Origin of the sequence: Bacillus sp. B2-WWTP-C-10-Post-4, assembly GCF_009183805.1 — a bacterium.
In the GTDB taxonomy this organism is placed as follows: Bacteria; Bacillota; Bacilli; order Bacillales; family Bacillaceae_G; genus Bacillus_A; species Bacillus_A cereus.
The window spans coordinates 1-13,816 of record NZ_WEII01000063.1 but is presented as its reverse complement, the minus strand read 5'-3'; the positions used below and the strand labels follow the sequence as shown (position 1 = coordinate 13,816).

Here is a 13,816-nt window from a genome sequence, read left to right as displayed (position 1 = left end):
CCTTATACGTTTTAAGCTAAGATATCTGAAATCATAATGATAATAAATATATCCCCCCGATTAAAAGTGCCGCAGCAAAGACTAATATTATTATTCCATCAGGACTATTAAGAATTTCTTTTAAATTTTTTTTTGCTATTTGCTTAGTTTCTCCACTTGAAAAGAGATAAACAATGGAATAGAGAATTAGTAAGAAAAATGCCGAAACTACCTCTAACATGGCTTATGTACCTCCTAATATATATGTACCTTTAATTATCCAGTAATTTTCTTGCATATTGTATCAGCCTGAGTAACTGGAATGCTTAGTTCAATAAAAGCCAAAGGACAAAAATTACTCCTGTAACTGCTGCAGATCCAAAAAAACCTACCAACATTTTCCCCTCAGGACCATTAATAAGCTCTTTTAAAACTTCTTTTGCTATTCGCTGACCTTTACCACTTAAAACTATCGAAAGAATAAAGAATACTACCACTAATACAAATGAAGAAACTATTAACTCCATGACTTATGTACCTCCCTAATATATGTACGCTATTCATTAACCAATAATTTCCTTATACATTATATCAGTTAAGGTACATAAAGATATAGCCAATTATTTATATAAATTATTTTATTAATCGGCATGGCATTACTATAGGATTGCTCAAGTCGGAAGAAGGCACCTTAGGGTGCCTTTTCTTTTGTCCATTACTCATTGATTTTTTATGTTCATTTGTTATAATTATTACTACAGTAGTATTACAGTAATATCTTGGGTATATAATAAAAGAAGAGATGCTCGATACATCTCTTCTGGTAACTGTTGTCGTAAGGCGGGTAGTTACTAAATAAAGTTATTTTCTTTTTCTAGAACTTCCCTTTTGCTTCCGACGGCGTAGGGAGGTTCTTTTACGTTTTTTGCTAATATTACTCACCAGTTTGTTTCCATAATCGGTAACAAGAATTGTCAAAAATACTTTCAACAAATCCTGTAGCAAAGACAGTAAATATTCCATCATAGGAGTCACCTCCTTTCCCTCTACATTAAAAAGAGAAAGGACAGCAACCAACCATCCGACGCCATACAGTTAAATCTATTTTATTATCCTAGTACAATCTCACCAATATAAACAAGACCACCATCATTGATATTCTTTTTAGGTAGATATAGAACAATTAATTACAACGTATTTATATTATGATTACTATATAAAATTTTCGCCTTATGACCTTTATCATAACCTACTACATGACATATGTTTTTTGTACCACGCTTTATTAATGCATTTAGCCTTCGTAGGTGTTGAAGGTTTAGAACTATCCTTTAGTATAGTCATATTATTAGAACATCCTGCGATATTTAGACAGAATGCAGCTAATAAGCACGATAGTAATAATTTATTCATATAATCACTTCTAATTCTTTAATAGTTAACATTTTTCATGAAATAAGCTCCCTACTAATTTTATATTATATTTAAGCTCAGAAAATATTCTTATACTCATAAATTATTACATTTGAGCTAGTGAGATTCTGTTAATAATAAAAGTGATTCTAGTCGAAGCAAGGCATCTAATTGCTGATAAAGGTAAAACTGCTAGTTATCTAATTCTCCCAGTCATTATGTATTTGATCTATTTAACACATGAACTAATAACAGAAAATGAACTGAAAGGTACATATAGCTAATAATGTAGGGCCAATCCACATGGAAAACATGCTCAACCTTTACCTGAACATGGCCATGTTTAAAAAATCAATATAAACTATGTGAATTCTTTCTTCCAAAGAATTCGATATCTAAAGAAAGGTATTTAAGGTTATTGTAAGGTAAATGAAAGTTACCTGAAAGAATCTCAGTTTAAGATAAAAGTGTAACTTAACACAGGAGGGATGAAATAATGTTAAAGAAACTGGGAATAGGTTTAGTAACTTCCTTAATTTTTTTGAGTACAAATGGTATTGCTGATGCATCTACTAACAGTGTACATGTAAAAAATGAAATAACATCTAAGAGCCAAAAAAAGTGCAGTGACTGTTGGCGTGTTGGTCAATCTAGGGTTGAGGAGGGAGTTGCAGCAAAGCATACAATAAAAGGTGGAGAAAAAGTTGTAAAAGTTACATTACAAGACGATGGAATGGTTAGGATGGATGTCATTGGTAAAGGGTTTGCTGAAGTTAAAGTAACTAGGGAAAATGGAAAAAGTGTATATTATCAGTTTGAGGTAATTTAATTAGTATCAAATATATGTTTTCATTTTAGAGTGTTGCCTTCCTATAATTAGGAAGGCTTTTATTATTACATAACTAGGATAAAATAATAGTTCGCTAAATTGGCTAGGAACATAACTAAAAATGTCAGAGGAATTTAGTAAATTGTTTCACATGAATCATCTTCTCTTGTTTGGATTAAAACATATTAAAATGTTTACCTTCGTCTAAATACAAGTTATACACACATATATTGATCTTATTAAGGTATACATTACACATAATATTATGTTAAAGGTGGCGAATTGTATCATGAAAGATTTTGTTCTCGAAAAAGAAAACATTATTCGTAAATATGGTGAATGGACCGCTTATGATATTAAATTAACGGATACTCTATATACAAGAGATATTCGACAACCAAATCCTGCGTTAAAAAAAATTGTGACAATGATTCATGATATCACACAATGTGATTTTAAAAATCTCCGAATCTTAGATTTAGCTTGTTTAGAGGGGCATTACGCTATTGAGTTTGCAATGCAAGGAGCAACTGTTGTAGGGATAGAAGGAAGAGAATCAAACATACAAAAAGCTATATTCGCTAAAGATTTATTAAGGTTGGAAAACTTAACCTTTTATCAAGATGATGTAAGAAATTTAAGTGCTGAAAAATATGGTCATTTTGATATTGTTTTATGCTCTGGTATTTTATATCATTTAGACTGCTCAGATGTATTCCCCTTTTTAGAAAAAGTGTATGAAGTATGCAAAAGGTTTGTAATAATTGATACTCATATCACTTCTACTCCTAATGTATCAGTACTTTATAAAAATTATGAATATAAGGGACACACAATGCTAGAACACTCTGCTAATTCATCAATAGAAGAACGTTTAAAATCAAAATGGGCATCATTAGATAACGTTACTAGTTTTTGGATGACAAAATCCTCTTTATACAATTTTTTAACGCGAACAGGTTTCTCTTCTATAAATGAATCCAGAAGTTTAGTTCAAGAAGATAGAATTACTGTTGTAGCTTTTAAGAAATATCCTATAGAAATTAAAAGCTCTCCTGAAACAGAAAAATACATTGAACCCGATTATTTAGAATGCTAAAAATAACACTATATGTCATTCAAGTTAAAATCGTAAAGTATCCCTAAACAAAATTATTAATTCTCCAAAACCTAATTATATAAATGCAACCCGTTGTTTCCGTTTTGGGATACTATATAGTTGTAGATAGTGATGGAATAGCACCGCATTACTATCAACTTAAAGAAATACTTCCGAAAACAAAAAATGAAAAGAATAATAAAAAAGCTTATCATTCCATGTTAAAAGATAAGCTTTTTTATTTTAGGGTAATTACAAGTATTGAAATTCTTTTAATACTCTCATAATAAACTTAAAGATGCTCTTTTCGACCTTGTAAAATTAACCCTTCACTATTTAAAAGCCGTGATATACCAAATAGCAACAACATTTCCATTTTTATCGAGTACTCTGCCTTCAGCTGCTCCTTCTTCATATGCTGTTACTACACCAGTTTTAGGGTTTACATAAATTTTGTTTTCACTAAATAAGACATATTTGTATTGTTTTCCGCTTGGCGTCATTGACCAAGGTTTCCCCACTTTAATATGCATAAATTCACCTTGCACGTCAGATACTTGATAAACCGATTTTGTTGATTCTTGATTGTTTACTGCAGCGTGAGTCTTAGTAGTAGTAAAAGTTCCTAAACCTCCAATTCCAATGGTAGCTGCTAACGCAATTCCAACAAGTTTTTTCATGTGATAATGCCTCCTTCTTTTATTCATATCTGTATATTAAACGGTTAGTCTTTCATGTCACTTTCATTTACCTTACAATAACCTTAAATAGATTTTTTGAAAATTCTGACCGATGCGAGGGAGAGTATGAAAAAAAATATATTAATTGTTGATGATGACAAAGATATTATTGATCTTTTAAAGCTTTTTTTAGAAATGGAAAATTTTTTTGTTGTAGAGGCTTCAAATGGGGAAGTAGCCTTAAAGTGTCTAGAAGAAAATCATATTGATTTAGCTATTGTTGATATTATGATGCCTAAAATGGATGGTTATCAATTAATTAAAAAGATTCGTGAGACGTTACAATTCCCAATACTTATATTGTCAGCTAAATCTCAAGAAGTAGATAAAATTATAGGTTTAGGGATTGGAGCAGATGACTTCATTACAAAGCCATTTAGTGCTTTAGAAATTATAGCTAGAGTTCAAGCTCACCTTAGAAGGTCCTATGAATTTAATGATAAGGCTGTAAAAGGTAAGGAGAAGCAAATTCATATGGGTGATTTAGTATTAGATCATCATTCTTGTACACTCTATAAATCAAGCGAAACCATTACTCTCAGTGCTACGGAATATAAAATCTTAACACTTTTTATGGAGGAACCAGGGAGAATATTTACTAAAAAACAAATTTTTGAAAGTGTATGGTCTGATTATTACTGTGCAGATGATAATACGATTATGGTTCATATTAGTAGACTACGAGAGAAATTAGAGGATTCTCCTAAGAATCCAGTTTATATAAAAACGATCCGGGGGCTTGGGTATAGATTTACTAGGAAGGAAGAACTTTATGAAAAATAAAGTTTTATATATCTTAATTAAAAATTACGTTATATTTGCACTAGCAATAGGTTTCACTGTGATAATTTTATTTATATTTTTGATGTACCAAACAGAGAAGCAACTAGGAAAGCTAAATAATTTAAAAGCAAGTGAAGTAGTGCGTGAAAACTTTGAAACTATTAATTCAGAATCAATAGAAACATTTGGTGGTTGGATAGAAATTCTTAATGAAAATTTACAAGTTATCTATACCAAAGGGGAAAAGAAGGATAAGCTTTTATCATATTCACAAAGAGAATTTGCTACTTTATTTTTTGATAATGATAAGTTTCCTTATTATTCATCTGTAGCAACATTTGTAACGAAAAAAGGTGAAACATTATATTGCCTTGTTAAGGTTCCTAAAAAAGCAATAAAGTATGAATATACGTTTTCTGATAAAAATGAGGAATACGTATATGTTTTTTATAAGATATTACTTTCTACAATCGTTTTATTTTTTGTATTTTTCTCTATGAATGTATATATATTTAGTAGGCAAATTGCTAGAAAAATAACCAGACCATTGGATAAACTAGCAACTGGATTTGAGGAAATTGCTAGTGGGAAATATGATAAAAGGTTAAACTATGAAACATATTTTGAGTTAATGCAAATACAGCATTTGTTTAATGTTATGTCGGAAAAACTCGATAAAATAGAGAAAGAGAAGAAGAGGTTGGAAGAAACCAAGCAGAAGATGCTTGTAGATTTGTCTCATGATTTAAGGACACCAATTACAACCGTTCAAGGTTATGTTGAAGCATTACAACTAGGGATCATTACAGAAAAAGGTGAAAGAGAAAGAACTTTGAATGTAATATATAATAAGATTCGAATCATTGCGGTATTAACTGAAGATATTTTTGAACTGTCTAAATTAGAGCATTCTGATTACCCTTTTGAAGTACATCCAACTGATGTATCTGAGTTTATTCGTGAATTGCTTGTAGAATATTATGATTTATTCCAAGCGAAGCGCTTAATCCTTCAATATCAAATACCCTCTAAAGAAGTGATTGCTCCAATTAACAACAGGTTACTATACCGTGCTATCTCTAATATAATATCTAATGCTCTACAGTATAATACGGCAGGTACGACCGTGTTTGTATCGTTAATTGAGGATGAAAGCAAAGTGTATATAAACATTATAGATAATGGAATTGGAATACCTGAGGATATGAAACAAAGTATTTTTGATGCATTTGTTCGAGTAGATGATTCTCGAGAAAATAATGGGGGATCAGGTCTTGGATTAACTATTGCTAAGCATATAGTAGAAAAACATGGAGGGAGCATAAATTTAGATAGTACAAAGAAAAAAACACATTTCTGTATTTCTTTACCTAAATGCAGTGTGTAAATATCTTATGAAAAGTGTTAGTAAGTTAAATGGTTGAATAAAGAGAAAACGCACGATTTAGTTCCTTTAAACTTAACTCTGGTTCATATAAAATGGAAGCTTTACAGTTTACAAAATAAAAAAGGTGCTTATTTCAATTTCTTGTTTTATCATTTTAGTCAAGATAGTTCCTTTAAAACATGGTATAGATAATCAGTACGATTAAAGGAGAGATATTAGTCATTGCTTATCAATGGTAAGGTAGACGTATAGGATTTAACAAAGAACACATGCAACAATACAAATAATAATTTGTATGTGAACGTAAAAAATACCAAGACTGCCCTGGAGAGGAGGGGGTCTTGGTATTTTTTATTGGTTTTCTATTGTAGGGTGTTAAAAAAATTTTAAGTTAATGGATGTGGAGTCTCGCCACATAATAAAAAGGTAGGAATATATTTAATATATTTCTACCCTTGATTTTATTGAGTTTAGCATCTATGATCTAAATATCACAGAAGGTAGTTTTCTTTTATACTTCTATATCTTTCCCTTCTGCTACCACTGTATCTTGCCACAACACAAGTAGTTTTCTAAATTCAGAGGTCTCAATTTTACATTGGTTATTTGGAGCACTCATAAATAAGTTAATAGCACTGGTGTAATTAGGTTCAATGTAGACTGCTGCTACGTTCCCTTCTATTTCATATTGCGGAACTTTTTGGTCTACTACATTATCTAAAATTTGTATATACTCATCTGCTTCATCATCTAAAATATCTTCCAAGAAATGAGAAATTATAGAAATTTCTTTTGGCAAACGTATTCTTAATCCGCCAAGTCCATCACGATAAAATTCGTATGTATATTTCATTTTTTACCTCCCAGTATAAACAGGATATGCTGTTATTATCTCATTATTTTGTATAATCATTTCTACTTTAAATCCGTGGGATGTTTGTCCTACATATCTAACTGTATCGACTTGAATCTTATTATCGTATGCTTCTTTGATAGAATCAAGTACCTGTACTCTATCCCAATCCTTAGGGAAAAATGAAGAAAGCGCATTTTTTGTTTCACCGTCTACTTTTATTTTTGCTCTATATACTCCCGCAGAATTTGGTGCATGGGTAATTCTAACTATTTCTCCTCCACCCATCATACTTTCATGGTGATATCCAACAGCTTTTAGTCCCCACCATTTTTGTTTTAGTTCCCCGTGAAAAAGGTGCTCCATAAGTGATGAATCAAAACTATACGGAACATTGCCACCATTAGTTCTGCTACTATTAATTCTTCCACTACTAGCAAATTGATAGGTAGAGAGTTTTTCTTCAGCTTGTTTAAAGTCTGGTGTGTCAAATCTAGATCGCAAACCATCTCCACCAGCAAAAGCAAATCGATCTTTTAATGGTAAGTGGCTTGAAATATAAGGTGTATCACCTGGAAATTTCGTTAACTTTACAGAGCCTCCAAGGGAAGTTACTTTTCCAATTTGACCTGCTCCTTTATCTCCAATCCATCCTAAACCAAACTCCATAAAAATATTTGTTCCCCATTGCACCCATACCTGCTACTGGCATAACTTGCTTCGTAACTTCAGTATTTGTTCTAATAGTTCTATTTCAACTACATCTGTTGAAGAGATCCTTAATTAAAATTCGGTAAGAAAAGCTTCATTCTTATCATTAAGAGCTATCAATTCCTTACTAGAAATATTTGATACATTGAAATATTCTTACTTGGTATAATTTTCTTGATGATTTTGGAACTAGAAGGGGTTTAAATGATGGGAAACTTTCAAAGTAATTTTCAAACAGCTACACAAATTGCTACACAAATGAAAAATGCATCGGATACAATTCAAGGTGCGACAAATCGTTCTATAACAAAGGCGAGCCGTACTACACTATCTGTTAATGCTCAGGCGCAAGAAGTGAATCAACAAATGCTAGATTTAACTAGACAATTTTGTGGGGCCTTTCAACAAGCAATTGATAATATTCATTTAGTAGCTAAGGATTTTGAAAGAATGGATAACGAACTACAAAAGACATTTCGCTAATATGGCAACCTACGGTAAAGGGAGAAGGGTAGGGAGAATAAGATGAGTCAAGATGTGGAAAAACAAATAAATGAATTTAATCATGAATTACGGATAGTATTTGAAAAACAGGATCGAAATCAAAAAGAGATTCAAATCCAGAGACAAGCAGAAATGGACTTTCACGAATTGAGAAATCGAAATAATCGTTTATTTAATAGAATTTTAGAAACATGGCATGGTGATAAAGATGTTTCTCATTTTTTTATGAATAAGCTTCAAGAGTCGCAACATATTGAGCGGAAATTAACATTGGAATTGGAAAATCAAAAAGAAACATTACTTAAAGAAAGACGCAATCTTATTGATTTAGAAACCGACCTTACCTATCGGCAACAGCGATTAAAAAGGGAGGACAAAGCATGAGTTTAAATATGTATTTAGGGGAAGTACAAAATCAGACCCAAAGCATGAATGCTGTATGTGTCGCTACTATCCAAGCTATGGAGCAAGCAATCCAATCAATTGATACCTTTGCAACTGATACGGTTTTGCAAGGACAAACATATAGTAGTGCAAAAATATTCTTTGTCCAAACTTTTCGTCCTTTAGCACAAGGGATCATTTATTTATGTGAGGAATTAATTCATCAAAATGATGCGTTTCCAAGAGATTTTCAATCACAAGTTGCTTCCACAGATGTCATTGAACAAGAAATAAGAGAGCAAATTCAAGAAATTAATCGAATGGTCGCAAGTATAGAAGCGATTAGTATTGCTACAGTGTTGCCTGGAATAGATGCCATGGTTATTGTTTTAGTGGAGATGAGAAAAAAACTGCAAGAAAAATTAGAGCATCTATATGAATTTAACTATACATCCAGTAATAACTACAACACAGCTCTTCAACTTGTGGCTAGTCTTACTGCCGGCCTTGCTGAAGTCCAAAGTGGAAAAGGCTTTAGTCCTGTAAGTGGTACGTTTAGTACACAAGGATTAAATATGGATTGGACCGTTTCGATCCAAGAAATTGCTGATGAAAGAAACCGTCAAGTTGATAATCTTTTAAAGGAAGGATCAATAGAAGAGGGAGCGGTGTGCAAGAAACCTCCTGAAAAATCTACTTCTGAACAAATTATAGATGGTATTTTAGCAGGTACGGGTCAAGCAGTTGAAGATACAATAGATGGTGTTGTGGCACTTGGTAAATGGGAAACATGGGAGAACATGGGGTACGCTTTTACTCATTTAAATGAAACCTTACCTGCTATGTGGAACACATTATCAGATTCGTTTATTAATGATGTAATAAATGGAGACGCTGAAAGTCGTGCTAAGTGGGGAAGTTATGCTTTTACACAAATTGGACTTGGACTTATTGGTGATAAGGGGATAAGTAAAGTTACTACATTAGCAAAAGGTGCAAAATTCTCTACAGGAATGTCTTCTTTCGCAAATAAATTGCCACTGACGGATCGGTTGGCATTTGCAGGTGCAAGTGGATTTGGAAGCAATCAAATAAAAACATTTGAAGTTTTACGCAAAGCTCGTGAAACATTTATGTTTTCAAAAACTGGTGGAAGAAGTAAAGTTAAAGATGTACAAGAAGTAATTCAGGACTATGCAGATAAAGTTTTTGATAGAGTTGAGATGAAAAATGAATATCCCGATTCCTATTCAGCATCTCAAAAACTGCGTGCAGAACTTAAAGATGCAGGAGTTGAAACACCGCCATATCCTAATGCAACACATCATATTGCACCTTGGAAGGATAAAAGGGCGAAACAAGTGCAAGAGCTATTAGAAGAGTTTGAAATACGCCATGATTCAGCCGCTAATGGAGTATTTTTACCCTATAAAGTGAACGATTATGTGACTACTGAAGCGCTACATATAGGTAATCATAGTCCAGAGTATATAAGGGAAGTATACAGAGTATTAAGTGAAGTGAAACGCTTTGGGGGTAATCAAGAAGATGCAGTTGCTGCCTTGCATAGTATAAGAGAGAGGTTATTGGATGGTAGTTTAAAACTAAATTAATTTAACCAATCATAGATACTTAATAATTAAATTCTGAAGGAGTAAAAAGGTATGAAAATTTGGCAATTAAAAAGCTTATTTGATAACTATCAATCTTTTCAGCTACTAAATTTAAAAGAAGACCGTAAAAAATATTTTGATGGGAAAATTGATTTGGCAATAAAACTGTCTGATTCGTGGGGGGAAATTTTTATTGAATGTGTAGAAGGTGATAAAAAAAGTGACTGTCCTATGTTCTGGGGAGAACTTGGTACACCAATGATTAGCAGAAAAGCAAAAGAAATATTAGAGCCTCTAATCTGTAATAATGTTGAGTTCCTTCCATTAATTCATGATGTTACAAGTGAAGTTTATTACCTAATAAACGTTCTAAATACAGTTGATGCAATTAACTACAATAAAGCAGTTTTGGAAAAACTAAGTACAGGGTTAATAATAGGGTTCGAAAAATACGCATTTTTAGCCAATAAAGTTGAGGGGCAGATAATATTTAAAACATTCTTAAATCAAAGATTACATTCTTCTACTGTCTTAGTATCTGATGAATTTAGAAATAAAGTTTTAGAAAACAATTTAAAAGGTTTCGAATTTGTTGAGGTATGGGATTCAGAAGAGGGTGCGTAAAGAAATCTAATTTAATTAGATTAGTAATGTGAACCCATATCTAATAGAGTAAAAAAAGCTTATGCACTTGTATAAGCTTTTTATTATGAATAAGTATAGAAAATGATGGTAATTCATATTCAAGATATATTTTAGAATCACAAAGTAACTAGTAGTAAACAATTTTTTGTTACGTAATATTCTATTTTACTTTAGAAGATAAAAGAATAGTTAAGGGGAATAAGCATGAAAATATGGGGATTAAAGAGTGTATTAGATAACTATGAGTCTTTCCAGTTATTAAATTTTGAAGAAGATCACAAAAAATATATTGATGGAAAAATAAATTCAGTAACTCATTTAGCAAATTCATGGGGAAATATATATAGTGTATTGAAGGAGATATTCATAGTGATTTCCCTAAATTTTGGGGAGGAACTGGTGCTCCAATGATTAGTGAAAAAGCCAAGCAAGTACTTAAACCTTTAATAGGTGATAATGTTGAATTTTTACCACTCTTACGCAATTCAACTAGTGAGGTATATTACTTGGTCCACGTGTTGAATGTACTTGATGCAATTGATAGTAATAAAGCAATTTAAAAAAAACTGATTACAGGTTTAATAATAGGATGCGAAAAATTCGCATTTGATAGTAATACTGTTCAAAATGAGATGATTTTTAAGGTTTATATAAATGGAAAAATTCATCCCACGGCTGTTTTTATTTTAGACGAATTGAAGATTCTTATTGAACAAAGTGATTTAAAGGGTTTTAAATTTATTGAAATATGGGATTCAGAAGAACTTTTGTAAAGAAATTTAATAAAATTACATAATATTAATGATGGATTTGATTATAACGAAAAGAAAGCACAAACAATACTTTTACCATCAAGTTCTGGTTTACCTCATGCGAAAATTTCTGCTATGCAAAGAAAGCGAAGAAGGCTTGAAGGATAGGATACTGATATAAATTATGAATTTAATGTAAGGTATAGAGAAATGATTGAGGCAGGAGTTGATCAGAAAACTGCAAGAAAAGTATTGGTAGATGCTTATAAATATTTTGATAGTTTGGGAGGTTTTGTGAAAAAATGATAAATTTATCTAATGTTTCTGGTCTAATAAAAAATAAGCCAGCTAATGATTTTGAAATTCAAGAAATAGAAGATGTAATGAAAGTTAAATTATCAAATGTACATAAAGATTTATTGAAGTATACAAATGGTTTTTCTATAGGTGGAGGATTAATAATTTATGGTACTGATGATATTATAGAACGAAATGAGACTTGGGAAGTAGTAGAATATGCAAATGGTTATGTTGCTATTGGTGATGATGGTAGTGGCAATGTTTTTTTAATGTTGCAAGGTGCAGATGTACGAGAAGTAAGGGCTGTTGATTCTGGTGATATGAATCCAAATCATGCCACTGTAGTTACATTAGATTTTATTGAATGGGTAAATACGGGTTGTTTGAATCAAAAAATACAGAAAATAAAAGAAGAAATCCCTGATACGTGTAATATAGTGTTAATAGAAATTCCTAATGGAGGATTAAAAGATTTAGTAAAGATAAAAAGTGTACTCGCACTTGATATTTCAACAGGGGAACTATTAAAAGGATCGAAAAACCTTCCTTTTACATTAGTAAAAGGGGCTCCATATGGTAAAGCAAAAAAAATAATTGAAAAATTAGGATCTATTGGTTTAGCACTAAATACAATACCAATGGATAAAAATAATTAATGTTAAACATAATTTGAAATTCATTTTTAAATGCCTGATATTAATTTAATAATTTATAAAAAACGAACTAACATTTTAAAGGTTAGTTTGTTTTTTATTTTTTTACAAGAATTAAATAAGGAATTTGAAACAAAACAGTGTTACATGGAATAGGAAGAGATTTATCAGAAGGTAATTTACGATTAAATGAACCCAAGAAACAACTAACTAAATAAATGGTAATAATAAAGGAGAATATATATGAAGATTTGGCAATTAAAAAGCTCGACTGATGATTATGAAACCTTTCAATTATTGAACTATGAAGAGGATAAAAAATATTTTAAAACTAGTTTTAATTCTATGGTGAGTTTGTCAGATTCATGGACGCCTAAGTTTATTGAGGTAACAGATGAAGGGAAATCAAGCGATTCTCCTATTTTTTGGGGAAAGTCTGGTGTACAAATAATTAGTGAAAAAGCCAAGAATGTTTTAGAGCCTACAGTAGGAGATAATATTGAATTTTTACCATTAATTCATAAACAAACAAACAAAAAATACTATGCTATGCATGTTTTAAGGGTGTTGGAAGCACTTGATACTAATAAAACAATCTTTGATAAGTTAAGTTCAGGTTTAATAATAGGATGTAAAAAATTTGTATTTATTCCTTATGTTGTCCAGCACGAACTGATTTTTAAATTGAATGTAAATGGGAAGGTACATCCTAACTATCTTTTAGTATCAGATCAATTCAAAAATGCAATTTTAGAGAGTGAATTAAAAGGTTTTCAATTTACTGAAGTGTGGGATTCAGAAGAGGGTGCGTAAAGAAATCTAATTTAATTAGATTAGTAATGTGAATCCATATCTAATAGAGTAAAAAATAAAGCATTAAATTCAAGAAACTTACACTATTGAAAAGAAAGTTAACTATTAAATCTACCATATGCATAAGTCGATTATAAGATCAGGGAAATTCAAATATATGTAAATATTATACATTTTTGTAAAAGACATTCATTGACACTTGTGTATATAAGTAACTATACTCGTTACATTAAATTGAATGCGTGATAATACGATTTTATTATTATTACAAACATGTAAATATAAAAATAGAAAATTTCAATTTGATAAATACAATGGTAGAGGTGTTTATTTTAATGAAGCATAAATTAATTGCAAC

Annotated in this window: 16 protein-coding genes and 2 pseudogenes; 12 read left to right on the top strand and 6 right to left on the bottom strand. The window is 31.1% G+C overall.

The annotated features are described in order from the left end of the window. Positions 1-31: 31 nt before the first annotated feature. The 3 genes from GBN78_RS20785 to GBN78_RS30330 form a co-directional block, all read right to left on the bottom strand. The gene (locus tag GBN78_RS20785) at positions 32-220 is read right to left on the bottom strand and encodes a hypothetical protein (RefSeq protein ID WP_061885161.1); all 189 of its coding nucleotides are present in this window, start codon (positions 218-220) and stop codon (positions 32-34) included. An 85-nt stretch (positions 221-305) separates the two neighbouring features. Then, complete coding sequence (locus GBN78_RS20780; protein WP_097998749.1) at positions 306-506, bottom strand: hypothetical protein; 201 nt, start codon at positions 504-506, stop codon at positions 306-308. A 334-nt stretch (positions 507-840) separates the two neighbouring features. Beyond that, positions 841-1,005, bottom strand: a complete 165-nt coding sequence (locus GBN78_RS30330; RefSeq protein WP_164514047.1) for a hypothetical protein — start codon at positions 1,003-1,005, stop codon at positions 841-843. 883 nt (positions 1,006-1,888) lie between these two features. Here GBN78_RS30330 and GBN78_RS20775 point away from each other — a divergent pair. Together GBN78_RS20775 and GBN78_RS20770 are read left to right on the top strand one after the other, a co-directional pair. After that, positions 1,889-2,221 carry a hypothetical protein gene (locus GBN78_RS20775; RefSeq protein ID WP_152127671.1) on the top strand — a complete coding sequence of 111 codons (333 nt, stop codon included), beginning with the start codon at positions 1,889-1,891 and terminating at the stop codon, positions 2,219-2,221. A 289-nt stretch (positions 2,222-2,510) separates the two neighbouring features. Next, positions 2,511-3,320, top strand: a complete 810-nt coding sequence (locus tag GBN78_RS20770) for a class I SAM-dependent methyltransferase (RefSeq protein WP_000651393.1) — start codon at positions 2,511-2,513, stop codon at positions 3,318-3,320. A gap of 332 nt (positions 3,321-3,652) precedes the next feature. Here GBN78_RS20770 and GBN78_RS20765 read toward each other — a convergent pair whose 3' ends face one another. Next, positions 3,653-4,000 (bottom strand): hypothetical protein, encoded by a 348-nt coding sequence (locus GBN78_RS20765; RefSeq protein ID WP_000737460.1) that lies wholly within the window; start codon positions 3,998-4,000, stop codon positions 3,653-3,655. A gap of 126 nt (positions 4,001-4,126) precedes the next feature. Between GBN78_RS20765 and GBN78_RS20760 the strand changes: the two genes are divergently transcribed. Next, complete coding sequence (locus tag GBN78_RS20760) at positions 4,127-4,843, top strand: response regulator transcription factor (RefSeq protein ID WP_152127670.1); 717 nt, start codon at positions 4,127-4,129, stop codon at positions 4,841-4,843. Continuing rightward, positions 4,833-6,230 (top strand): sensor histidine kinase, encoded by a 1,398-nt coding sequence (locus GBN78_RS20755; protein WP_000792430.1) that lies wholly within the window; start codon positions 4,833-4,835, stop codon positions 6,228-6,230. Before GBN78_RS20760 ends, GBN78_RS20755 begins: the two co-directional genes overlap by 11 nt. A gap of 511 nt (positions 6,231-6,741) precedes the next feature. Here the strand turns inward: GBN78_RS20755 and GBN78_RS20750 are convergent. Beyond that, positions 6,742-7,083: a hypothetical protein gene (locus GBN78_RS20750; RefSeq protein WP_000878116.1), complete on the bottom strand. Its 342-nt coding sequence runs from the start codon at positions 7,081-7,083 to the stop codon at positions 6,742-6,744. Between the two features lie 3 nt (positions 7,084-7,086). Then, entirely contained in the window at positions 7,087-7,752 is a 666-nt protein-coding gene (locus GBN78_RS20745) for an EndoU domain-containing protein (protein ID WP_226798488.1), read from the bottom strand. Positions 7,753-7,998: 246 nt separating this feature from the next. Here GBN78_RS20745 and GBN78_RS20740 point away from each other — a divergent pair, with 246 nt between their 5' ends. The 8 genes and pseudogenes from GBN78_RS20740 (at position 7,999) to GBN78_RS20700 (ending at position 13,458) form a co-directional block, all read left to right on the top strand. Further along, a complete protein-coding gene (locus tag GBN78_RS20740; protein ID WP_002083393.1) occupies positions 7,999-8,277 on the top strand; it encodes a TIGR04197 family type VII secretion effector in 279 nt (92 codons plus the stop codon). Positions 8,278-8,319: 42 nt separating this feature from the next. After that, a complete protein-coding gene (locus GBN78_RS20735) occupies positions 8,320-8,682 on the top strand; it encodes a DUF3958 family protein (protein WP_000076390.1) in 363 nt (120 codons plus the stop codon). Then, complete coding sequence (locus tag GBN78_RS20730; protein WP_152127668.1) at positions 8,679-10,295, top strand: AHH domain-containing protein; 1,617 nt, start codon at positions 8,679-8,681, stop codon at positions 10,293-10,295. The genes GBN78_RS20735 and GBN78_RS20730 overlap by 4 nt, the downstream gene beginning before the upstream one ends. Positions 10,296-10,346: 51 nt before the next feature. After that, positions 10,347-10,919, top strand: a complete 573-nt coding sequence (locus tag GBN78_RS20725) for an imm11 family protein (RefSeq protein WP_000708201.1) — start codon at positions 10,347-10,349, stop codon at positions 10,917-10,919. Positions 10,920-11,144: 225 nt separating this feature from the next. Then, positions 11,145-11,713, top strand: a pseudogene (locus tag GBN78_RS30670) (imm11 family protein). 9 nt (positions 11,714-11,722) lie between these two features. After that, positions 11,723-11,998, top strand: a pseudogene (locus GBN78_RS20710) (hypothetical protein). Then, positions 11,995-12,648 carry an SMI1/KNR4 family protein gene (locus tag GBN78_RS20705; protein WP_076775843.1) on the top strand — a complete coding sequence of 218 codons (654 nt, stop codon included), beginning with the start codon at positions 11,995-11,997 and terminating at the stop codon, positions 12,646-12,648. The pseudogene GBN78_RS20710 and the gene GBN78_RS20705 overlap by 4 nt, the downstream one beginning before the upstream one ends. 240 nt (positions 12,649-12,888) lie before the next feature. Further along, positions 12,889-13,458: an imm11 family protein gene (locus tag GBN78_RS20700; RefSeq protein ID WP_000708216.1), complete on the top strand. Its 570-nt coding sequence runs from the start codon at positions 12,889-12,891 to the stop codon at positions 13,456-13,458. Positions 13,459-13,816 lie beyond the last annotated feature (358 nt).

Excerpts from the sequence above, each read along its gene's own strand:
- GBN78_RS20770 (WP_000651393.1), top strand. The coding sequence starts at position 2,511 with ATGAAAGATTTTGTTCTCGAAAAAGAAAACATTATTCGTAAATATGGT.
- GBN78_RS30330 (WP_164514047.1), bottom strand. The coding sequence starts at position 1,005 with ATGATGGAATATTTACTGTCTTTGCTACAGGATTTGTTGAAAGTATTT.
- GBN78_RS20740 (WP_002083393.1), top strand. The coding sequence starts at position 7,999 with ATGATGGGAAACTTTCAAAGTAATTTTCAAACAGCTACACAAATTGCT.
- GBN78_RS20785 (WP_061885161.1), bottom strand. The coding sequence starts at position 220 with ATGTTAGAGGTAGTTTCGGCATTTTTCTTACTAATTCTCTATTCCATT.
- GBN78_RS20755 (WP_000792430.1), top strand. The coding sequence starts at position 4,833 with ATGAAAAATAAAGTTTTATATATCTTAATTAAAAATTACGTTATATTT.
- GBN78_RS20765 (WP_000737460.1), bottom strand. The coding sequence starts at position 4,000 with ATGAAAAAACTTGTTGGAATTGCGTTAGCAGCTACCATTGGAATTGGA.
- GBN78_RS20705 (WP_076775843.1), top strand. The coding sequence starts at position 11,995 with ATGATAAATTTATCTAATGTTTCTGGTCTAATAAAAAATAAGCCAGCT.
- GBN78_RS20745 (WP_226798488.1), bottom strand. The coding sequence starts at position 7,752 with ATGGAGTTTGGTTTAGGATGGATTGGAGATAAAGGAGCAGGTCAAATT.
- GBN78_RS20700 (WP_000708216.1), top strand. The coding sequence starts at position 12,889 with ATGAAGATTTGGCAATTAAAAAGCTCGACTGATGATTATGAAACCTTT.
- GBN78_RS20780 (WP_097998749.1), bottom strand. The coding sequence starts at position 506 with ATGGAGTTAATAGTTTCTTCATTTGTATTAGTGGTAGTATTCTTTATT.
- GBN78_RS20760 (WP_152127670.1), top strand. The coding sequence starts at position 4,127 with ATGAAAAAAAATATATTAATTGTTGATGATGACAAAGATATTATTGAT.
- GBN78_RS20725 (WP_000708201.1), top strand. The coding sequence starts at position 10,347 with ATGAAAATTTGGCAATTAAAAAGCTTATTTGATAACTATCAATCTTTT.
- GBN78_RS20730 (WP_152127668.1), top strand. The coding sequence starts at position 8,679 with ATGAGTTTAAATATGTATTTAGGGGAAGTACAAAATCAGACCCAAAGC.
- GBN78_RS20775 (WP_152127671.1), top strand. The coding sequence starts at position 1,889 with ATGTTAAAGAAACTGGGAATAGGTTTAGTAACTTCCTTAATTTTTTTG.
- GBN78_RS20735 (WP_000076390.1), top strand. The coding sequence starts at position 8,320 with ATGAGTCAAGATGTGGAAAAACAAATAAATGAATTTAATCATGAATTA.
- GBN78_RS20750 (WP_000878116.1), bottom strand. The coding sequence starts at position 7,083 with ATGAAATATACATACGAATTTTATCGTGATGGACTTGGCGGATTAAGA.